The sequence below is a fragment of the Mesorhizobium sp. M0618 genome, assembly GCF_040320765.1.
In the GTDB taxonomy this organism is placed as follows: domain Bacteria; phylum Pseudomonadota; class Alphaproteobacteria; order Rhizobiales; family Rhizobiaceae; genus Mesorhizobium.
This window is the reverse complement of sequence record NZ_JAMYQH010000038.1, coordinates 1-20,954: the sequence shown is the minus strand read 5'-3', so window position 1 is coordinate 20,954 and position 20,954 is coordinate 1. Positions and strand designations below refer to the sequence as shown.

Annotated in this window: 19 protein-coding genes; 13 read left to right on the top strand and 6 right to left on the bottom strand. The window is 64.3% G+C overall.

Annotated features, from left to right (window positions below; all coding sequences use genetic code 11):
* Positions 1-5: 5 nt before the first annotated feature.
* From NKJ04_RS29355 to NKJ04_RS29340, 4 genes are all read right to left on the bottom strand, one after another.
* Complete coding sequence (locus tag NKJ04_RS29355) at positions 6-1,079, bottom strand: ABC transporter ATP-binding protein (protein WP_352678914.1); 1,074 nt, start codon at positions 1,077-1,079, stop codon at positions 6-8.
* On the bottom strand, positions 1,076-1,870 hold the full coding sequence (locus NKJ04_RS29350; protein WP_352678911.1) for an ABC transporter permease: 795 nt from the start codon (positions 1,868-1,870) through the stop codon (positions 1,076-1,078). Before NKJ04_RS29350 ends, NKJ04_RS29355 begins: the two co-directional genes overlap by 4 nt.
* A complete protein-coding gene (locus NKJ04_RS29345; RefSeq protein ID WP_352678989.1) occupies positions 1,863-2,705 on the bottom strand; it encodes an ABC transporter permease in 843 nt (280 codons plus the stop codon). Before NKJ04_RS29345 ends, NKJ04_RS29350 begins: the two co-directional genes overlap by 8 nt.
* Before the next feature lie 318 nt (positions 2,706-3,023).
* Positions 3,024-4,088, bottom strand: coding sequence for a polyamine ABC transporter substrate-binding protein (locus NKJ04_RS29340; RefSeq protein WP_023811192.1), 1,065 nt, complete (start codon positions 4,086-4,088; stop codon positions 3,024-3,026).
* 238 nt (positions 4,089-4,326) lie between these two features.
* Here NKJ04_RS29340 and NKJ04_RS29335 point away from each other — a divergent pair, with 238 nt between their 5' ends.
* Genes NKJ04_RS29335 through NKJ04_RS29320 form a run of 4 tightly spaced genes read left to right on the top strand, consistent with a single transcriptional unit; the run spans position 4,327 to position 9,248 of the window.
* Entirely contained in the window at positions 4,327-5,265 is a 939-nt protein-coding gene (locus tag NKJ04_RS29335; protein WP_352678909.1) for a GntR family transcriptional regulator, read from the top strand.
* A 10-nt stretch (positions 5,266-5,275) separates the two neighbouring features.
* Positions 5,276-6,559, top strand: a complete 1,284-nt coding sequence (locus NKJ04_RS29330) for a glycosyltransferase (RefSeq protein WP_352678906.1) — start codon at positions 5,276-5,278, stop codon at positions 6,557-6,559.
* 5 nt (positions 6,560-6,564) lie between these two features.
* Complete coding sequence (locus tag NKJ04_RS29325) at positions 6,565-7,944, top strand: glutamine synthetase family protein (protein ID WP_352678903.1); 1,380 nt, start codon at positions 6,565-6,567, stop codon at positions 7,942-7,944.
* A gap of 2 nt (positions 7,945-7,946) precedes the next feature.
* Positions 7,947-9,248 carry an NAD(P)/FAD-dependent oxidoreductase gene (locus NKJ04_RS29320; RefSeq protein ID WP_352678901.1) on the top strand — a complete coding sequence of 434 codons (1,302 nt, stop codon included), beginning with the start codon at positions 7,947-7,949 and terminating at the stop codon, positions 9,246-9,248.
* Between the two features lie 246 nt (positions 9,249-9,494).
* Here the strand turns inward: NKJ04_RS29320 and NKJ04_RS29315 are convergent, their stop codons facing one another.
* Positions 9,495-10,265 carry an IclR family transcriptional regulator domain-containing protein gene (locus tag NKJ04_RS29315; protein ID WP_352678898.1) on the bottom strand — a complete coding sequence of 257 codons (771 nt, stop codon included), beginning with the start codon at positions 10,263-10,265 and terminating at the stop codon, positions 9,495-9,497.
* 120 nt (positions 10,266-10,385) lie between these two features.
* On the opposite strand from NKJ04_RS29315, the gene NKJ04_RS29310 reads away from it, so the two are divergent.
* From NKJ04_RS29310 to NKJ04_RS29280, 7 genes are all read left to right on the top strand, one after another.
* On the top strand, positions 10,386-11,243 hold the full coding sequence (locus tag NKJ04_RS29310; RefSeq protein ID WP_023811186.1) for a CoA transferase subunit A: 858 nt from the start codon (positions 10,386-10,388) through the stop codon (positions 11,241-11,243).
* Complete coding sequence (locus tag NKJ04_RS29305; RefSeq protein WP_352678895.1) at positions 11,240-12,037, top strand: CoA-transferase subunit beta; 798 nt, start codon at positions 11,240-11,242, stop codon at positions 12,035-12,037. Before NKJ04_RS29310 ends, NKJ04_RS29305 begins: the two co-directional genes overlap by 4 nt.
* 1 nt (position 12,038) lies before the next feature.
* The gene (gene pcaF, locus NKJ04_RS29300) at positions 12,039-13,244 is read left to right on the top strand and encodes a 3-oxoadipyl-CoA thiolase (protein ID WP_352678986.1); all 1,206 of its coding nucleotides are present in this window, start codon (positions 12,039-12,041) and stop codon (positions 13,242-13,244) included.
* A gap of 154 nt (positions 13,245-13,398) precedes the next feature.
* A complete protein-coding gene (locus NKJ04_RS29295; protein ID WP_352678892.1) occupies positions 13,399-14,430 on the top strand; it encodes a BMP family protein in 1,032 nt (343 codons plus the stop codon).
* A 172-nt stretch (positions 14,431-14,602) separates the two neighbouring features.
* On the top strand, positions 14,603-16,114 hold the full coding sequence (locus tag NKJ04_RS29290) for an ABC transporter ATP-binding protein (protein WP_502895943.1): 1,512 nt from the start codon (positions 14,603-14,605) through the stop codon (positions 16,112-16,114).
* 224 nt (positions 16,115-16,338) lie between these two features.
* On the top strand, positions 16,339-17,394 hold the full coding sequence (locus tag NKJ04_RS29285; RefSeq protein ID WP_023811182.1) for an ABC transporter permease: 1,056 nt from the start codon (positions 16,339-16,341) through the stop codon (positions 17,392-17,394).
* The gene (locus NKJ04_RS29280; RefSeq protein ID WP_128304109.1) at positions 17,391-18,335 is read left to right on the top strand and encodes an ABC transporter permease; all 945 of its coding nucleotides are present in this window, start codon (positions 17,391-17,393) and stop codon (positions 18,333-18,335) included. The genes NKJ04_RS29285 and NKJ04_RS29280 overlap by 4 nt, the downstream gene beginning before the upstream one ends.
* A gap of 207 nt (positions 18,336-18,542) precedes the next feature.
* On the opposite strand, the gene NKJ04_RS29275 is transcribed toward NKJ04_RS29280, so the two are convergent.
* On the bottom strand, positions 18,543-19,310 hold the full coding sequence (locus NKJ04_RS29275) for an SDR family NAD(P)-dependent oxidoreductase (protein WP_023811180.1): 768 nt from the start codon (positions 19,308-19,310) through the stop codon (positions 18,543-18,545).
* A gap of 291 nt (positions 19,311-19,601) precedes the next feature.
* Between NKJ04_RS29275 and NKJ04_RS29270 the strand changes: the two genes are divergently transcribed.
* Positions 19,602-19,757: a hypothetical protein gene (locus NKJ04_RS29270; RefSeq protein ID WP_023811179.1), complete on the top strand. Its 156-nt coding sequence runs from the start codon at positions 19,602-19,604 to the stop codon at positions 19,755-19,757.
* Positions 19,758-19,868: 111 nt separating this feature from the next.
* On the top strand, positions 19,869-20,810 hold the full coding sequence (locus NKJ04_RS29265; protein WP_127414918.1) for an LLM class flavin-dependent oxidoreductase: 942 nt from the start codon (positions 19,869-19,871) through the stop codon (positions 20,808-20,810).
* Positions 20,811-20,954: the final 144 nt, after the last annotated feature.

Here is a 20,954-nt window from a genome sequence, read left to right as displayed (position 1 = left end):
CTCCTTTATTCTGCGAAAACTCTGACATCGGCGGCGTCCCAGCCGAGTTCGACCTGATCGCCCGATGCGACCGGCCGGCGGTCTGCGGCATCAGCGGTGACGCGCACCAGGAACGGCTTTGGCGACAGGCCCGTGCGGACATGCAACTGCAGGTCGAGCCCCTGATAGGCCAGCGCCTCGACCGTGCCGGTGGTGCGGTTGGCGGTCTGAGCTTCTGGGAACAGCCGGATGCGCTCCGGCCGCACCGAAGCGACAGCGGATGCGCCGGGCGAGAGCGTTGCTGGAACCTTGCCGGATATTGGCGCGCCATTCGCGGCGACAACCCCATCGGTGGCGGCCTTGCCCGGCACAAAATTCATCACGCCGATGAAGTCGGCGACGAAACGGTCGGCCGGATGCTCATAGATCGCGTGCGGCGTGTCGCATTGCAGCAGCTTGCCGTCCTTGAGCACCGCCATGCGGTCGGCCATCACAAGCGATTCTTCCTGGTCGTGGGTGACGATGACGAAGGTGATGCCGACCTCATGCTGCAGGCGCTTCAATTCCAGCTGCATGGCGCCGCGCAGTTTCTTGTCGAGCGCGCCAAGCGGCTCGTCGAGCAGCAGCAGCCGGGGCCGCTTGACCAGTGCGCGGGCCAGCGCGACGCGCTGCTTCTGGCCACCCGACAATTGCTCCGGCTTACGGTCGGCGAAGGGGACAAGCTCGGTCGTCGCCAGGATGGCGTCGACGCGGGAGCGGATTTCGGCGGCCGGCAAGCGCTCCATTTCGAGGCCGTAGGAGACGTTGGCCCTGACGCTCATATGCGGAAACAGCGCGTAGGACTGGAACATCAGATTGACCGGCCGCCTGTTGGGCGGGGTTTTGGCAATGTCGCGGCCGTCGAGCAGGATGCGCCCGTCATTGGGCGTCTCGAAGCCGGCCAGCATGCGCAGCAGCGTGGTCTTGCCGCAGCCCGACGGGCCGAGCAGCGCGAAGAACTCATTCTCGCGGATGTCGAGCGAGATGCCATCGACGGCGGTTATCCGGCCGAAATTTTTCGACACATGATCGATGGCCAGAAGCGTGCGGGGTTCGCTCATTGGCCTATGATCCCACGGTTGAGCCGCTGCGACAGGGTCAGCGCGGTGATCGAGACCGCCATGACGATGGTCGCCAGCGCATTGATCTCCGGCGTGATGCCGAAGCGGATCATCGCGTAGATCTGCATCGGCAGCGTCGTCGAGGCGCGCCCGGCGCCGGCGGTGAAGAAGGCGATGATGAACTCGTCGACCGAAAGCGTGAAGGCGAGCAGCGCGCCTGCGATCACCGCCGGCGCGATAACCGGCAATGTCACCCGCCGGAAGGTGGTGAGCGCGGAGGCGCCGAGATCGGCCGAGGCCTCGACGATCGACCAGTCGAAGCTCTTCAGCCTTGCGCGCACCACCGAGCAGACGAAGGCGAGATTGAAGACGACATGGGCGAGGATGATCGTGTGCAGGCCCATGGTCAGATCGAGCATCGAGAAGAACGACAGCAGCGCGATCGCCAGCACGATGTCGGGAATGATCATCGGCGCGAAGATCAACGCTTCGAGCCCCTTGCCGTATTGCCGGCGCATCTCGATGCCAATCGCCAGCAAGGTACCGAGCAAGGTCGCGATTGTCGTCGAGACCAGCGCGACGATCAGCGTGTTGAGCGCGGCGGAGAGGATCGCCGAATTGCCGGCCAGCGAGGCGTACCATTTCAGCGAAAAGCCCGACCACGCCGTCGGCAGCCCGCCTTCGTTGAAGGACAGCGCCACCAGCACGGCGATCGGGATGTAAAGGAAAGCGAAGACGAGGCTGAGCACGACCCAGAGCGTGCGCCGCGTGGCGGGAGAGCGCTCAGCCATCGGTGTCTCCGCCGGCTTGCGCGGCGTGGCCCGAGGCGCGATTGGCGGCGAGCGCCTGCGCCATCAGCACCAGAAGCATGATGGCGATCAGCGCCATCGCGAGCGCGGCGCCGAACGGCCAGTCGTTGGCGGTCAGGAACTGGTCGTAGACGAGGTTGCCGATCATCTGGAAACGGCCGCCGCCAAGCAGCGCGGGCGTGACGAAATTGCCGATCGACAGCACGAAAACGAACACCGCGCCGGCGGCGATGCCCGGCCTGGTCAGCGGCAGGATGACACGCCGGAATGTGGTGGCGGCGGAGGCGCCGAGGTCACGCGAGGCTTCGGCCAGTTCCGGGTTGAGGCGCGACAGCGGCGCGTAACAGGCAAGGATGACGAAGGGGAGATAGTTGTAGACCAGACCGGCGATAACCGCGCCTTCCGTATAGAGCATCGATGGCGGCTCGCCGGTGTAACCGAACCAGCGCAACAACTGCGTGATCAGGCCTTCGCGGTTGAGCAGCACGATCCAGGCGTAGGTGCGGATCAGGTAGTTGGACCAGAACGGCAGCACGGCGAAGAACAGAAACACCGGCTGCCACCGGCGCGGGGCGGCTGCGATGGCGTAGGCGGCGGCATAGCCGATCACCACCGCGATCAGGGTGGCGGTGCCGGCGATGCGCGCCGAATTGAGGAAGATGCCGGCATAGAGCGGGTCGAAAACCAACCCGAAATTCTCCAGCGTGAAGGTGTAGTCGATGCCGCCATAGATGCCGCGCCGGAAGAAGGCGAGCGCCAGCACCAGCGCGCACGGCACCACCATCAGTGCGGTCAGCCAGACCAGCGCCGGGGCCATCAGCAAGGAGGAGCGAGAGGGTAGGTGCTTCACGAAATGCCCCCCTCTGCCCTGCCGGACCCGGCCTTTCGCTTTCGCTTCGGGCGTTCGTCGTTCGGAAAGCCAAGCAATTGGCTTTCCGTCCGTTGCGCGGACCACTTCTTACCCCCTTCAAGGGAGGAGATCGGCAGTTCCAACCTTTCGCTTACTTTGAAAAATCGAAGATTGGCGAAAGCAATGCCACAGCCAATCTCCCCCCTTGAGGGGGAGATGGCCGGCAGGCCAGAGGGGGGCGACACGGAACGCAAGCTTGATTCCAAGATGCTGCTGGAACAGTCCCTACTGCGCCGCCTTGATCTCGCTGACGATCTTCGAATAGTCGCGCTGGGCGTCGCCGACGTCACGCAATTGCTCGAACTTGACGAGGTCGGCCACCGGCATCGCCATGTTGGGGAATTTGGCCAGGAAATCGGCAGGCAGGCTTTCCATGGCCGGCTTGTTCGGCACCTTGTAGTCGATGTTCTGCGCTGCCCAGGCGTGGTTCTTGGCGTCGAGCATGAAGTTGATGAACTGGAAGGCGGCGTCCTTGTTGGCGGAGGCCTTCATCACCACCATCGTGTCGACCCAGAGGTCCGAACCTTCCTTGGGAATGACGTATTTGATCTCGGGTTTTTCGGCGATGCCGTAATTGCACCAGCCGTCCCAGGCCTGCACCATCAGCGCCTCGCCGGACACCAGCTTGGAATAGAAGGTGGTGTCGTCATAGGCGAGCAGGGTCTTCTTGGCCGAGATCAGCAGATCCTTGACCTCAGCCATCTTGGCCGGGTCGGTTTCGTTGACCGAATAGCCCTTGTCGAGCTGGCCGGCGGCCAGCAGCCAACGGTCGGTCGCCAGCATGGTGGTCTTGCCCTTCAATTCGTCGGAGGGCGCGAGCAGGTCGCTCCAACTGGTTGGTGCGACCTTCATCAGGTCCGAGCGATAGCAGAGGCCGGTGGTGCCCCAGGTGTAGGGCACCGAGAATGCATTGCCGGCATCGTGAGGCAGCTTGGTTGCTTCCGGATAGAGGTTGGCGAGGTTCGGTATCTTGGTGTGGTCGATCGGTTCGGTCAGGCCGAGCTTGTTCAGCACCTCGGCGAAGGGCGAGGAGACAAAGACCACGTCATAGCCCTTGCCGCCGGCGGCGATCAGCTTGCCCATGATCTCTTCATTGGTGGCGTGCACCACCACTTCACCCGAAACGCCGGTCGCGGTCTTGAAGGCGGCCATCGCGTCGGGCGCCATGTAGCCATCCCAGTTGGAAATGACGAGATCAGCAGCCATCGCCGGCGCGGACAGCGCCAAGGCCAGGCCAAGTGCGAGCGAAGATGTTTTCAGCGCACGGCGCCGCAGGCTGGTAGCGGTCATGACAGACTCCCATTCCGGTTGATCGTCGAATTTCATTCGCCGGACCAACGCCTGCGACTTGCCGCTGCCTCGATCCTGTTCCCTCGGTCTTTTTCTCGCCGATTGTCCTGACAGTACTATTGCAGAAAAAAGTACGTCAATCCATAATTTGTCAAGCGACCGAGGAATCTGGCCGATTGCGTCCGTGGGGGCGATCGGTCAAATCAATGCGGTCATGTCGTTTTCCACTGGACCAGTCATGCAAGCCGTAGCCAGACGACCTCGCACCAACCATCTCGATCTGGCGCAGCGCATCCTGGATGTGGCGCGGCAGCGCGGCTTTGGGCCCGGCGCACGCTTGCCGGAGCAGCAGATCGCCTCGCTGTGCAATGTTTCCCGCACACCGGTGCGGGCAGCGCTCGGCCTGCTTGCGGAGCGAGGCGTCGTACGCTGGGAGGCGGATTCCGGGTATCATCTGGCCATCGACCTCACCGCGCAGGCTTCGGTCGCCACGGAATTGCCCGCTGCCGAGGAGGACGAGCTGGCCGAGGCGATCCTGCGCGACCGGTCGGCGCGGCGGCTGGACCAGACAGTGACCGTTGCGGGGTTGATGCGGCGCTACAGTTCCGACCGAAAGACGGTACTAAAAGCGCTCAACAAACTGACCGAAGAGAATTTGTTGGACCGTGCGCCCGGCCAGTCCTGGCTGTTTCGACGCACGCCAGACGATCCGGAGGCGCAAGGCGACAGTTATGAATTCCGTCTGCTGCTGGAGCCCGCGGCCATCCTGACGCCGGGTTTCCGGCTGGATGGCGCGCGGGCGGCGACGTTGCGCCAGGGCATGGAAGCGCTGGTGGCGCTGCCGGACGCCGCCTTCGACACACGCGAGTTCCAGCGGCTGGACATCGATTTTCATGGCATGCTCGCCGAAGGCTGCGCCAACCGCTTCGTGGCCGACGCACTCGCCGATCACCTCAGGCTGCGCCGGCTGCCGGGCATCTATGCCGGCGTCAACGTCTTCCGGTTGCGGCAATCGCTGCGCGAACACCTTGTTATACTCGACCATCTTGAAAGCCTGCAGTATGAGGTGGCTGCCGATCTGCTGCGCGTCCACCTGCGGCTCTCCCGCAACCAGCGACCGCAAGCGGCCAGTCGCGGGGCGCCTGCCCTGTTCGGCATGATCAGCCGGCCGGATTGACGAGGATTAATTGACGCGTAAAGCCAGCCCGACCATCGCGCTGTTCCCCGAAGCAAGCTTCGGCGCGGCGTTGAATTGCGTCGGCATCGCGCAGGCGTTGCGCGCGAGAGGCGCCCGGCCCGTCTTCATCTGCCATGCCGGCTTTTCCGGCGTCTTTGCCGACTATGGTTTCCAGGAATACCAGTTGCCGACAGAAGAGCCGCTGAGCGACAGCGAACGCCAGAGCTACTGGCAGGCTTTCGTGCGCCGGCACCTGCCGCATTTCCGGCTGAGCCCGATCGACCAGCTGGAAACCTATGTCGCGCCAACCTGGCAGGCCATCGTCGACACCGCGGTCAATGCCGAGACGCCGCTGCGCCAATTGCTGGCGCGGCTGAAGCCGGACGCGGTGGTGCTCGACAATGTCATCATGTTCCCGGCGATCGCCGCCGCCGGCTGCCCCTGGGTGCGCGTCGTCTCCTGCGCCGAGACCGAGCTTCCGGATGCCAATGTGCCACCCTATCTGTCGGGACTTGGCGCCGACGACCCGCAACGCGCGGCGTTCGAGGCCCGCTATCTCACGGCCTCGGCACCGGCGCATGACCGCTTCAACCGCTTTCGGATGGATGCCGGCCTGGCGCCGCTGCCGAAGGGCCTGTTCCTGGAGACGTCGCCCGACCTCAATTTGCTGCTGACCCCGACGATCGTGCGCCGCGAGCGCGCCGAGCCGCTCGACCCGGCCCGCTTCGTCTATCTCGAAGGCTGTGTGCGTTCGGAAGGGCCGTTCGAGGTGCCGGTTTTTCCGCGCAATGGCGGGCCGCTGGTCTATGTCAGCTTCGGCAGCCTCGGCGCCATGGATGTCGGGCTGATCGAGCGCATGCTGGCGGTGTTCGACAGGCTGCCGGCCCGCTTCATCGTCAATGCCGGCGGCCTGCGCGACGCCTATCGCGCGGTGCCCGACAATGTCTATCTCGACGCCTGGTTTCCGCAGCCCTCGGTCGTGGCGAAGTCGGATCTGTTCATTCATCATGGCGGCAACAACAGCTTTTGCGAGGCGCTGCGCTTCGGCGTGCCGTCGCTGATCATGCCCTATTGCTGGGATGGGCACGACAATGCGCGGCGCGCCGGAGAGACCGGCGTCGGAGACCATATCGGCCGTGACGCCTGGACCGAAGGAGTGTTGGAGAGAGCCATTCTCGGCCTGCTGGCCGACGATGCCATGCGCACCCGCCTCAAGGACAATGCAGCCCAAATGGCGCTGAAACCTGGAACGGATGCGGCCGCGCAAGCCATACTCTCTCTGATACGGACATGAACGAAATGCCTGACAACGATACGAATATCTCGCTCCTTGGCGGTAACGACCCCAAGATCTGGCTGGCCCGGCACGGCATAAACGAGGTCGAATGCCTGGTGCCCGACATGAACGGCGTGCTGCGCGGCAAAGCGCTGCCTACGGCCAAATTCCTCCAGGCGCTTGAAGACCGCGCGCTCTACCTGCCGAGCAGCGCTTTCCTGGTCAGCATCGACGGCCGCTATTCCGGTTCGGTCGACGAGGGCTTTGCCTATTCGGACCCCGACATGCGCATGGTGCCTGATGTATCGACGCTGTGCCTGGCACCCGGTGCCAGCGCCGGCAAGGCCTATGTCTTTGCCGATGCCTTCCATATGGACGACCGGCCCTGGATGGCCTCGCCGCGCCATGTGCTGCGCACCGTGCTCGATCTCTACGCCAAGCGCGGCTGGCGGGCGGTGGTGGCGCCGGAGTTGGAATTCTATCTGACCGCGCCCAATCCCGATCCCGACCAGCCGCTGACCGCGCCGATCGGCGCCAATGGCCGTGCCGAGGGTGTGCAGCATCCCTATGACATGGCCGCGCTCGAGGAGTTCGAGCCGGTGATCCGGCGCGTCTATGACTATGCGGCGGCGGCCGGACTGCCACTCGACACGCTGATCCATGAATCGGGCACGGCACAGCTGGAGATCAACTTCCTGCATGGCGATGCGCTGCCGCTGGCCGACAAGGTGCTGCTGTTCAAGCGGCTGACGCGCCAGGCTGCGCAGCAAAGCGGCATGCACGCCACCTTCATGGCCAAGCCGATTGCCGCACAGGCGGGAAGCTCGATGCATCTGCACATGTCGGTCATCGACGAGGCTGGCAGGACGCTGTTTGCAGGCAGCGACGATGCCGACACCGAGATGTTCGGCCATTTCATCGGCGGCCTGCAGAAATATGTCCCGGAAATCATGCCGCTGTTCGCACCGAACGTGAACTCGTTCCGCCGCATAAGACCCAACCACAGCGCGCCGGCCAACATCGAATGGTCGCATGACAACCGTTCCTGCGGCCTGCGCGTGCCGGCCGGCGGCCGCTCCGCGCGGCGGGTGGAGAACCGGTTGCCGGGTGCTGATTCCAATCCTTACCTGGCGATCGCCGGCTCGCTTCTCGCCGGCTATCTCGGCGTCGAACAGAAACTGGCGCGGTCGGCCGAAGCGTCGGGCAATGCCTACAAGATCAAGAGCACGCTGCCGAAAACGATGGAGGAGGCGCTCGATCGTTTCGAGGCATGTGAGCCGGTGCGGGAACTGCTCGGCGGGGATTTCTTCCAGACCTATCTGCGCGTCAAGAGCGTCGAGCTCGACCTGTTCCAGGGCGTGGTGACGAGCTGGGAACGCGACCACCTTCTGCTGAAGGTGTGACCATGGCTTCCAGTTCAACGGGCTTCAATTCGGGCCTCGATATCGCCAAATCCTATTATGTCGCCACCGCCAATCCGGCGCCGGACCATCCGGCGCTCGCCGGCGATGTCGATGCCGACCTGGTGGTGGTCGGCGGCGGCTGCACAGGGTTGTCCGCCGCCCTTCACGCCGCCGAGCGCGGGCTGAAGGTGGTGCTGCTCGAAGGCGGCAAGATTGGCTGGGGGGCTTCGGGACGCAATGGCGGCCAGATGATCCCCGGCCTGCGCAAGGGCGCCAAGGGGTTGGTCAAACTCTACGGGTCCGAGCGGGCAAAGGTGCTGTTCGATCTTGCCTTCGAGGCGCGCGGGCTGGTGCTCGATATTATCGAGCGGCATGCCATCGACTGCGATCTCAGGCTGACCGGCCATCTGGTCGGCGCGGTCAACGGCTCCGACCTTAGGGATCTCGAGGAAGAGGCCGAGTGCCTGGCCACGGTGATGAAGTTCCCGCATGCGGAAATCCTATCGGCGGCTAAAGCCCGAGCCAAGGTCGATACACCCTACCATGGCGCGATGTATGAGCCGCTCGGCGGCCACATGCATCCGCTGAACTATACGCTCGGCCTTGCCCGCGCAGCGGTTGCTGCCGGCGTCACCATCCACGAGAATTCGGTCGCCGTGCGGCTGGAGCGTGAGCCTTCGATCCGGGTCTCGACCGCAAAGGGATCGGTTCGGGCCAGACATGTCGTGCTGGCGGGTGACGCTCTGCTCAACGGGCTGGAGCCGCGCGTCAACAGCCGCATCATGCCGGTCGGCAACTACATCGTCGCCACCGAGCCGCTTGAGGGCAAGCGCAACGTCATCCCGGCCAATGTCGCGGTCTCCGATACCCGCTTCGTCGTCAACTACTACCGGATGTCGGCGGATGGACGCCTGCTGTTCGGCGGCGGCGAGCGCTACACGCCTTCACCGCCGGCCGATATCGCCGGCTTCGTGCGGCCGCATATGGAAAAGACCTTTCCGCAGCTCAAGGGCTGCCGCATCGATCATGCCTGGGGCGGGCTTGTGTCGGTGACGACATCGCGGCTGCCGCACGTCGGGCACTATGGCGAGGTCTATTTCGCGCATGGCTATTCCGGCAAGGGCGTCATCCTGTCGACGCTGTCCGGCAAGCTGCTGGCCGAAGCGATCACCGGCGATGTCTCGCGGCTCGATCTGTTCTCGACGCTGACCCCGATGCCGTTCCCGGGCGGCACGGCGCTGCGCGGTCCGCTCTATGTGCTGGGCATGCTTTGGTATGCGATGCGGGATCGCATCAAGCATTGAGGGGGCGTTGCTGAACGGCACAAATAGTACCGTAGCGATCCTTCACACCCCCCTCTGTCCTGCCGGACATCTCCCCCGCAAGGGGGGAGATTGGCAGGTTCAGCGCTGCGATCACCCTATAACGGTGTAGATTGGCGAAAGCCGCGATAACAGCGATAACAGCTGATCTCCCTCCTTGCGGGGGAGATGGCCGGCAGGCCAGAGGGGGGTGCTGTCCCGCCGACGTCGAAGGTTGGATGAAGCTTCTTAAACCACAAAGAAATCCTCAATCCGCTGCCTGGCCTCCAGTAGCGCCGGCAGTATCTCCCGCTCCATCTCCGCGACCGAAAATCGTGCCGACTGGGTCGAGACGTTGATGGCCGCGACCGTGCGCTCCGCTCGGTCGCGGATCGGTACGGCGACCGAGCGCAGGCCGAGTTCTAGTTCCTCATCGACGATGGCAAAGCCGTCAGCCTTCGCCTTGGCGATGGCGTTGGCTAACAAACGCCTGTTGGTGATCGTCTTCGGCGTCCGTCTCTCGATGGTCGCCTGGCCGAGGAATGCGTCCAATTCCCCTGATGTCAGCCCGGCCAGCAGGATGCGCCCCATAGAGGTGCAATAGGCCGGCAGCCTGGTGCCGACATCGAGCGACACGCTGAGGATGCGGCGGCCGGGAATGCGGGCGACATAGACGACATCCTCACCCGACAGGATGGCCGCAGAGCAGGCCTCGTTCAGTTGTGCGGCGACCGCGCGCATGATGGGGGCGGCGAAGGCCCATAGCGAGGCGCCGCCGAGCCAGGTGCGGGCAACCGTCAGCAGGCGCGGCGACAGCGAGAACACGCGGCCGGCTTGTGTTGCATAGCCGGCGGCGGTGAGTGTCAGCAGGAAGCGGCGGGCGCCGGCGCGGGTCAGGCCCGCTTCCTCGGCCATTTCAGTCAACGTCATGCCCGAGGGATGGCGGGCCAGGATCTCCATGACGGCAAGGCCGCGTTCAAGCGAGCCGACATGATCACGGGAAACAGCCTCTTCGTCCATCTTGTCTCCGCAGAACGACATCGGCGTCAGGATTGACTCCACGCCTCTGCTCAGCATAGAAAGTATCGCATATAAAACATATGTTCGCAATACGAACTTTCTCAGCCTGGAGCCGATGCGATGGTCAAGTTCCTGCCGCTCAAACAGGCCGTGGCCGAGAATTTGAAAGATGGTGACACGGCTGCCTTCGAGGGCTTCACCCATCTGATCCCGACGGCAGCGGCGCATGAGGCGATCCGCCAGGGTTTTCGCGACCTGACCTTGATCCGCATGACGCCGGACCTGATCTACGACCAGATGATCGGCATGGGCATGGCGAAGAAGATCGTCTTCTCCTATGTCGGCAATCCCGGCGTCGGCCTGCTGCGCCGCGCCCGCGATGCCATCGAGAACGGTTTCCCGCGCTCACTTGAAATCGAGGAGCACAGCCATGCCGGCATGGCCAACGCCTATGAAGCGGGTGCTGCCGGCCTGCCCTGCGCGGTGTTTCGCGGCTATCGCGGTGCTGGCCTCGCGGCGGTCAACCCGAACATCAAGTCTGTCACCTGTCCGTTCACCGGCGAGGTGCTGGCCGCTGTTCCTTCGATCCGGCCTGACGTCACCTTCATCCATGCGCAGAAGGCCGACAAGAAAGGCAATGTGCTGGTCGAAGGCATCATCGGCATCCAGAAGGAAGCGGTGCTGGCGGCCAAACGCGCTGTGGTGACGGTCGAGGAAGTGGTCGACAATTTCGACGATCTGCACCCCAACCTGACCGTGCTGCCGCGCTGGACGATTGCCGCGATATCGGTCGTGCCCGGAGGCTCGCATCCGTCCTACGCGCATGGCTATTATGCGCGCGACAATGCCGCCTATCTCGAATGGGACGAAATCGCCGCCGACCGCGAGAAATTCCAGGCGTGGATGCGGGCCAACGTCATCGAGAAGAGTGCCGGCGATTTCGAGGCCCGGGTCGAGCATCTGAGGAAAGCGGCATGAGCGACAATCAGGGCTTCACCCCCAACGAGATGATGACGATCGCCGCCAGCCGCGCGCTGCGCAATGACGATGTCTGTTTCGTCGGCATCGGCGCGCCATCCGCCGCTTGCAATGTGGCGCGGCTGACGCATGCGCCCGACATCACCTTGATTTACGAGAGCGGCACGATCGGCACCGCGCCCGACGTGCTGCCACTGTCAATCGGCGATGGCGAATTGTGCGAAACCGCCGTCACCACCGTCGCGGTGCCGGAGATGTTCCGCTACTGGCTGCAGGGTGGGCGCATCTCGATCGGCTTCCTCGGTGCGGCGCAGCTCGACAAGTTTGGCAACATCAACACCACGGTCATCGGCGATTATTTTCACCCAAAGACCAGGCTGCCCGGCGGCGGCGGCGCGCCGGAAATCGCGACGTCGTCGAAGGAGATCTACATCACCATGGCGCAGAGCAAGCGCGGTATGGTCGAGAAGATCGACTTCTTCACTTCCTTCGGCCATGGCGAGGGCGGCGATCATCGCAAGCGGCTTGGTATCGACACTGCGGGCCCGACCTTGCTGATCACCGACCTCGCCATCTGGAAGCCGGACCCGGTGAGCAAGGAATTCACGGTCGTGTCGCTGCATCCGGGCGTCACGCGCCAGCAGGTGCAGGAAAGCTGTGGCTGGGTGGTTAAGTTCGGCGAGGCGCTTGACGAAACGCCGGCGCCAAGCGAACTCGAACTCAAGACATTGCGCGACCTGCAAGCCCGCACCAAGGCGGCGCATGAGCGAACCGGAAAAACAAAGGCTGCATGACATGGCCGAGGCCTATATCTGCGACTACATCCGCACGCCGATCGGCCGCTTCGGCGGCTCGCTGTCTTCCGTGCGTGCCGACGATCTCGGCGCGATACCCCTAAGAGCATTGGTCGAGCGCAATCCCGGCATCGACTGGCTGGCGGTCGACGACGTCGTCTATGGCTGCGCCAACCAGGCTGGCGAGGACAACCGCAACGTGGCGCGCATGGCGCTGCTGCTGGCCGGCTTGCCGAAGGAGGTACCGGGCTCCACCGTCAACCGCCTGTGCGGCTCCGGCATGGATGCGCTGACCATCGCAGCCAGAGCTGTCAAGGCTGGCGAAGCGGAGTTGATGATCGCGGGCGGCGTCGAATCGATGAGCCGGGCACCCTTCGTCATGCCCAAGGCCGACACGGCGTTTTCGCGCAATGCCGAGATTTACGACACCACCATCGGCTGGAGGTTCGTCAACCCGCTGATGAAGAAGCAGTATGGCGTCGATTCGATGCCGGAAACTGGCGAGAACGTCGCGGAAGAGTTCGCCATCTCCCGCGCGGACCAGGATGCCTTTGCCGTGCGCAGCCAGGACAAGGCGGTCGCCGCGCAAGCCAATGGCCGGCTGGCCAAGGAGATCACGCCAGTGACGATCCCGCAGCGCAAGGGCGATGCGGTTGTCGTCTCGAAGGATGAACATCCCCGTGCTGGCACGACGGTCGATGCGCTGGCCAGGCTGCCGACACCGTTCCGCCAGGGCGGCACGGTGACGGCCGGCAATGCCTCCGGCGTCAATGACGGGGCGGCGGCCCTGATCGTTGCCTCCGAGGCAGCCGTGAAAAAGTATGGCCTGACGCCGATCGCCCGCATCCTCGGCGGCGCTGCCGCCGGTATTGCGCCACGCATCATGGGCATCGGCCCGGTGCCGGCGACGCAAAAACTCTGCGCGCGGCTTGGCCTGACACCAAAACAGTTCGATGTCATCGAGCTCAACGAAGCCTTTGCCTCGCAAGGCATCGCCGTGCTGCGCCAGCTCGGCATTGCCGAGGATGCACCGCACGTCAACCCGAATGGCGGCGCCATCGCGCTCGGCCATCCCCTGGGCATGTCGGGCGCCCGCATCTCCGGCACGGCGGCGCTGGAGCTTCGTGAGCGCGGCGGCCGCTATGCGCTTGCCACGATGTGCATCGGTGTCGGCCAGGGCATCGCGATCGCGCTGGAACGGGTTTGATCGGCGGCCCTTGCTTGGCCGGCTAAGATCAAGAATCCGGTGCGCGGTTCAAATTTGACCACGTGGACAAAAGTCTGGCGTCGTTCCATACTTCCCCGTCTGACATTTTCACGAACAGCCGGCTCGACACGGCTGTCGAACAGAGGGGAATGCAATGGAAAACCGGAACAATAAATCGCAGATAAAACGCGAAGGGCTTTCGCGACGCAATGTGCTGGAGCTGGGCGCGCTTAGTTTGGCGGCAACGATGCTGCCGGGCGCCGCCTTCGCGGCGGACAAGAAGCTGAAGGTGGCGGCGATCTTCGCCACGCCGATCGAGGAGCCATGGGACAACCAGATCCATGTCGCCCTGCAGAAGGCCGAGAAGGAACTCGGCATCGAATACAAATGGTCGGAGAAGGTGCAGACCGCCGATTTCAGCCGCGTCATGCGCGAATATGCGCAAGGCGGCTACCAACTGGTGCTGGGCGACGCCTTCGCCGCCGAGCGCGAATCGCGCCGCACCGCCAAGCAGTTCCCGAAGACCGCCTGGCTGTTCGGCTCCGGCGCCGGCCCGGCGGAACCCAATTTCGGGGTGTTCGACAACTGGATCCACGAGCCCGCCTATCTCTCGGGCATGATCGCTGGCAAGATGTCGAAGTCGGGTACGATCGGCGCCGTCGCGGCGATGGGCATTCCGGAGGTGAACCGGCTGGTCAACGCCTTCTTCGCCGGCGCCAGGGAGGTCAATCCCAACATCAAGAAGAAGGTCGCCTTCATCGGCTCGTTCTTCGATCCGCCCAAGGCCAAGGAAGCGGCGGTCGCGCAGATCGACGCCGGCGTCGACGTCATCTACGCCGAGCGCTTCGGTGTCATCGAAGCCGCGGTGGACAAGAAGATCCTCGCCATCTCCAACATGTCCGACCAGTCGAGTCTCGGCCCCGACACGGTCATCACCGGTCCGGTCTGGGACATGTATCCGACGGTCGAGCAGGCGATCAAACTGGTCAGGGCCGGCATCTTCACCGCGCAGGACTATGGCGATTTCTCGCGCATGGCCAAGGGCGGCTCGCATTTGGCGCCCTACCACAAGTTCGACAAGACGCTGCCGGCGGACGTCAAGGAGCTGGTCGAAAAGAAGAAGGCGGAGATTCTGGAAGGCAATTTCCGGGTGGATGTGGACGAGAATACGCCGGTTTCGGATTGATTTCTTTACCCTCCCCCTTGTGGGGAGGGTCGATCCGCGAAGCGGAGCGGGGTGGGGGTCCTCGTAGGGCGCATCCCCACCCCGTCTCGCAATCTCCGCTTCGCTCCGACTGCGAGCCGACCCTCCCCACAAGGGGGAGGGTGAAGCAGAGCCTCTCTCCGCAGGAGCATCCTTGTCCGCCCCACTCATCGAAATGCGCGGCATCACCAAGAGCTTTGGCGCCGTCAAGGCGAACGAGGCCGTCGATCTCAGCGTCGCGCCCGGCGAGATCCTCGGGCTACTGGGCGAAAACGGCGCCGGCAAGACGACGCTGATGAATGTGCTGTTCGGCGCCTATGCGCCCGACGCCGGCGAGATTCTCATCCAGGGCCAGACGGTGCGGATCACCAGTTCCGCCGATGCGCTGGCCGCCGGCATCGGCATGGTGCACCAGCATTTTCACCTCGCGCCGCGGCTGACGGTGCTGGAAAACCTGCTCATCGGCATTCCCGGCAAGACAGGACGGATCGACCGCGCCGGCGGGCTGGCGCGGCTGGCCGAGATCGGCCGCCAGCATGGGCTGGTGCTTGACCCGGACCTGCCGGTCTCGGCGCTGTCGGTCGGCGAGCAGCAGCGGCTCGAAATCGTCAAGGCGCTGTTTCGTGGCGCCAGGCTGCTGATCCTCGACGAGCCGACGGCGGTGCTGGCGCCAAGCGAGGTCGACGGGCTGTTTTCGGCGTTGCGTTCTATGGCGGCGCAAGGTCTCGGCATCATCTTCATCTCGCACAAGCTCAACGAGGTGCGGGCGCTGACGCATCGCTGCACGGTGCTGCGGCATGGCCGCGTTGCCGGCCGCGTCGATGACCCGGCCAACACGACATCCTCGGAGATGGCAACACTGATGTGCGGCCATGAGATCGTGCCGCCGGCGCGGGGACCATCGGCGCCGGGTGCTGATGTGCTGACGCTCGACGGTATCTCAACCTCGCATCATTCGGGCACGGCGCTGCGCGACGTATCGCTTGCCGTCCGTGCCGGCGAAATCCTCGGCATTGCCGGGGTGTCGGGCAATGGCCAGCGGGCGCTGGCGGAGGTGATCTCCGGCGTGCGGGCGCCCGATGCCGGCCGGATGACGATTGCCGGCCAAAAGGTCTCGCGGTTCTCGCCGCGCGAGGTGCAGGCGCTCGGACTTGGCCGTATCCCGGAAGACCGCATGACGACCGGACTGGTGACCAATCTGCCGCTGGCCGATTCGATGGTGCTGCCGCGCATCGGCACCACAGCGTTCAGCAGCAGGGGCCTGCTCAAGCCCGATGCGATCCGCGCCTTCACTGAGGCGCAGATCAAGGCCTATGATATCAGGTGCCCCGGGCCGATGACCCGCGCCGGGGCGCTGTCCGGCGGCAATCTGCAGAAGGCGTTGTTGGCACGCGAGCTTGCCTTCGATCCGAAGGTGCTTGTTGTCTCGCAGCCGACGCGCGGCCTCGACATCGGAGCCGCCCGCTTCATCCACGAAAAATTCCTCGACATGCGCGCCAAGGGCTGCGGCATCGTCGTCATTGGCGAGGATCTCGAAGAACTGCTGGTGCTCTGCGACCGCATCGCGGTGATGTATGAGGGCCGCATCGTCGGCACGCTCGACAGCGCCGATGCAACGATCGCACGGCTCGGCCTGATGATGACCGGGGCGGAGGGAAGAGCCTAGATGGACCTTCCGGCGGCGCTGACCCCCACCCCTAACCCCTCCCCACAAGGGGGAGGGGGATGCTGCCGCTCGCCGTTCACACAGCTTCTGAGCCCGGACTTCTGCTGTTTTGTCGTGGTCAGTGCCTGCGAGAGTTCCCCTCCCCCTTGTGGGGAGGGGCTAGGGGTGGGGGTCCCTCTTCGTCAGAATTCTTGTTCGACAGACAGAACAGAGGGTGCCGCCTAATGTTCCGCCTGGAAGCCCGGACAAGCACTCCTGCCTGGTTCAACCTCGCTCTGCCATTGCTGGCGATCGGAGCAACGCTCATCTTGTGCAGCGGCCTGATTGCGCTGGCCGGCGCCGGCGTGCTCGAAGCTTATGGCGTGATGTTCACGGCGTCGCTGGGCGACAGCTATGCGATCACCGAAACGATGGTGCGTGCAACACCCATGATCTTCACCGGACTGGCGGTCGCGGTCGCCTTCCGAGCAAAATTCTGGAACATCGGCGCCGAAGGGCAATTGCTGGCCGGTGCCGTGGCCAGCTGCTTTGTCGGCGCCATTCCAATGCCGGGGCCGCTCGCCATGGTCTTGATGGCGGTGGCGGGCGCCGCAGCGGGAGCCGCAGTCGCGTTGGTGCCGGCGACGCTCAGAGTAAAATTCAAGGTCGATGATGTCGTCAGTTCGCTGTTGCTCAACTCGGTCATCTATTACGCCTTGATGGCGCTGATCGAGGGGCCGTGGAAGGACAGTTTCAGCGGCTATCCGATCTCGCCGCCGATCGAGGATTCGGCCAATTTCCCGGTGCTGCTCGAAGGCACGCGGCTGCATCTCGGCGTCGTCGCGGCACTGATCGCGGCGCCGCTGATCTGGTTCCTGATCGTGCGCACGACGCTCGGCTTCAGGATCAGGGTCACCGGCGAAAACCCGGAAGCCGCCAGATATGGCGGCATCCACGTCGAGCGGGTGCTGATCTCGACGGCGCTGCTGTCCGGCGCGCTGGCCGGATTGGCCGGCGTCGGCGAGGTCGGCGGCGTGCATTTCCAGGTGATGAGCGACATCTCGCCGGGCTACGGTTATTCCGGCATCGTCGTTGCGATGCTGGCGCGGCTCAATCCGCTCGGCGTCGTGCCGGCGGCGATCTTCCTTGCCGCCGTGATGACCGGCGCCGAGGCGATGTCGCGGGCGACCGGCGTGCCGGCCTTCCTCAGCGACGTCATCCAGGGCACCGCATTGCTTGCCATGCTTGTGGCGCTGCTGTTCACCGCCTATCGCATCCGTCGCGTCGGAGTTGCCCGATGAGCGCGGTGTTCGAACAAATATTCCAGGTCGGCTTCCTGGCCGCGATCATCCGCATTGCCACGCCGCTGGCTTTCGCGACGCTCGGCGAAATGTTTTCCGAGCGGGCCGGCGTGCTCAATCTCGGCATCGAAGGCATCATGCTGTTGTCGGCGATGACGGGCTTCACCGCCGCCAGCCTCACCGGCAGCCTGTGGCTTGGCGTGCTGGCGGCGGTGCTCACCGGCATGCTGATGGGCGCGCTGCATGCGCTGTTCACCGTGGCGCTCGGCCTCAGCCAGCACGTCTGCGGCATCGGCGTGACGCTGTTCTCGTCGGGCCTAGCCTATTTCCTCTACCGGCTGATCTTCGGCCAGCAATCAGTGCCGCCCAGCATCAAGGGTTTTCAGACGCTGCCGATCCCTCTCCTGTCTGACATCCCGGTGCTCGGGACGGCGGTGTTCAACCAGTTCGCGCTGGTCTACATGGCGATCCTCGCCATTCCGCTCGCCGCCTTCGTGCTCTACCGCACGCCATGGGGCCTGTCGGTGCGCATGGTCGGCGAAAACCCGCGCGCCGCGGATTCGGCGGGGGTCAGTGTCACCGCCACGCGCTTCCAGGCAGTCATCCTCGGCGGGGCGCTGATGGGGCTGGCCGGCGCCTTCCTGTCGATGGCGCAGTTCAACGCTTTCACCTTCGGCGTGGTGTCGGGGCGCGGCTGGGTGGCGATCGCGCTGGTCGTGTTCGGCCGCTGGGATCCGTGGCGCTCGGCGGGTGCGGCACTGCTGTTCGCCTTCGTCGATGCGCTGCAGCTGCGCATGCAGGCCAGCGGGCTCGGACATATCCCCTACGAGGCGTTCCTGATGCTGCCGTTCATCTTCACCATCGTCGCCATGGCGGTGATGTCGCGCAACGCGGTGGCACCGTCGGCGCTGCTCAAGCCGTTTCGGCGGGAAGAGCGGTAGCAAAGCTTGGGTTCCTCGCCCCGCAAAGCGGGGAGAGGTGGCCGCGAAGCGGTCGGAGAGAGGCCTGCGACGCTGGCGAGTTGTCGCCGAAGCAAGGCAAGGTCGAGCCATTCCCCCTCTCCGTCTCGGCTTCGCCGAGCCACCTCTCCCCCATTCGTGGGGGCGAGGAACCCGCATCCTGCCAAGTTCGCGCCTTCTTTGAGCGTCTCACATCGCGGTAAAGCCGTTATCCACAAACAGATGCGTGCCGTTGACGAAGCTCGACTCGTCGCTGGCCAGGTAGAGCGCTGCCCTCGCCACCTCTTCCGGTTCGCCGATGCGGCCCTGCTGCGCGGCCAGCGCCGCGTCGGAGACGTCGACGCCGAGCCTGCCGAGGTCGGCGACCTCGCGCAGGCCGTGCGGCGTGCGGATGAAGCCGGGGCAGACCGCATTGCAGCGGATGTTGCGGTCGCGGAACTCGACGGCGATGGCGCGGGCGAACATGTGGCAAGCGCCCTTGGTGGTGTCATAGAGCACTTCGTTGGGAGTCGCCGCCACCGCCGAGATCGACGAAGTACAGACGATCGAGCCGCCGCCGGCCGCAATCATGCCGGGCAAAACGGCGCGCGTCATCAGGAACATCGAGCGCACATTGACGGCATGCAGCCAGTCCCATTCCTGCACCGTGGTCTCCAGGAAAGGTTTTATCACGATGGTGCCGGCGTGGTTGAACAGCACGGTGACCGGCCCGAGCTTTTCGATAGCACCCTTCACCGCCGTTTCGACCTGGGCTTCGTCGGAGACGTCGGCGATGAAATGCTCGGCTATCTGTCCCCGCGCGCGTATCGCCGCCGCCGTGGCGGCGGCCGCCTCGCCGTTGCGGTCGATGATCGCCACCTTGGCGCCTTCGGCAGCGAACAGCTCCGAAGCCGCTCCACCCATTCCCGTCGCTCCTCCCGAAATGATGGCGACCTTGCCGGCCAGTCTTGTGCCCATTCTTCTGCCCCCTGTCTGACGATTTCGCTTTGCTGGTTGGGCGATGCTACCGCGCCCGCGCCGGGCGGCCAATCCACGAATTGAGCGCAGCGAGGGCAAGCCCATAGGCCCATTCGGACGCAGAAGCAAAAAACGGACGCGCCATATGGATCGGTCGCCCGAGCGCTCCCTCTAAGCAAGTGCCTACCAACTTCCGGCATCATAGGAGAAAATTATTCTGTCTTTAGCCCAAAAATAGCAATCGACAAAGTCTACCAGTTTTATAGATTAACCGCCGAGACGGAGGTCGATATGTCCTATATCCAGAACGCCCAGACGGATCGCAGCGCTCAGCGGTCGGCCAATGCCCAGGCCTTTCGCCCGGCCTATGCCGGGGCTTTCGCCTATCTGGTCTTTGCCCTTGCGTTCGTGTTCACCGGGGCCGTTGTTCTGGGCCTTATTCCCTGAGTCGTCAGATCGACCGGGGTTAGCTGCCCCCACCGCTTTCAGGCAATCGGAGTTGAATGAACCGAATCCTCGGCGTGCTTTCGCGCGCCCGACACCACGGAGGACATGGCAATGCCGATCGAGTTCACGCATATTCCCGGCAAGACCGCCGATGCCGCGGTTCCCTTTTTCTACGACTTTGCCGAGACCGCGACCAAGCTCGGGCTGATCGAGGATGGCGGCTTCCGCAAGATCGTCGTCGACGATTCGGCCGGGCTGCTGACCAACATGGATCTTGCGGCCCAAGTGCTCGATCGCACCTCGTCGCTGGAAGTCGTGCTCACCCATTGGGCAGGCGTGGTCGAACCGACCGTGGCAGCCCGCCAACTGGCGTCGATCGACAGGAAAAGCGGCGGACGCCTGGCGCTGAGGATGATCAGCGAGCCGCTGAGCGACGCCGACGCCGAAACACGGCCGGTCGGGCACACCGTCATCTGGCAGCGCATAGACGAATATCTGGTGCTGCTGAAGCGGCTGTGGTCGAACGACCGGCCCTTCGACCACGAAGGAACGTTCTACAGCATCAAGGGCGGCTACGTGCCGCGCAAGGGACCGCACGGCGCCGACCTGGTCATCCGCATGGGCGGGCAGTCCGGAACGGCACTCAAAGTTGCCGGCCGGCATGCCGATGTCTTTGAATTGGCGCCGGGCTCGATCGATGAGATCCGGCAATTGATGGAGCGGGTGCGCCGCTCCGCCGCCGAACATGGCCGGGCCGGCAAGCTGCGCTTCGCGCTTCCGGTCGGGATTCACCAAGGTGCTTCCGCCTCCGGCCACAAGGCAGTCGATGTTGCCGGGCCGCCAGCCCAGGCCGCCCTGTCACTGCTTGCCTATGCAGCCCTTGGGATCGATGAATTCATGATTGTCGGCGTCGACACGCCGCGTGAGATCGCAACGCTCGGCCGGGAAACCATCGCCCTGCTGCGCAATTCGCTGGCGCGTCGCGAACACGAGGCATTCCAGCCTGGGGCATATGCGTCTCGTGCAGGATTGGAGACGCGCGCAACGGGCTGAGTTCTGGCCTACAAAGCTATTCCGGTAACGCCGAGATCCTTCACACCCCCCTCTGGCCTGCCGGCATTGATCTTGGCGCCCTAACTCGCCATGCCCGACAATCGCGACAAGCCTTCAATGACAGCGCTGGAATCAGCGAGCGCG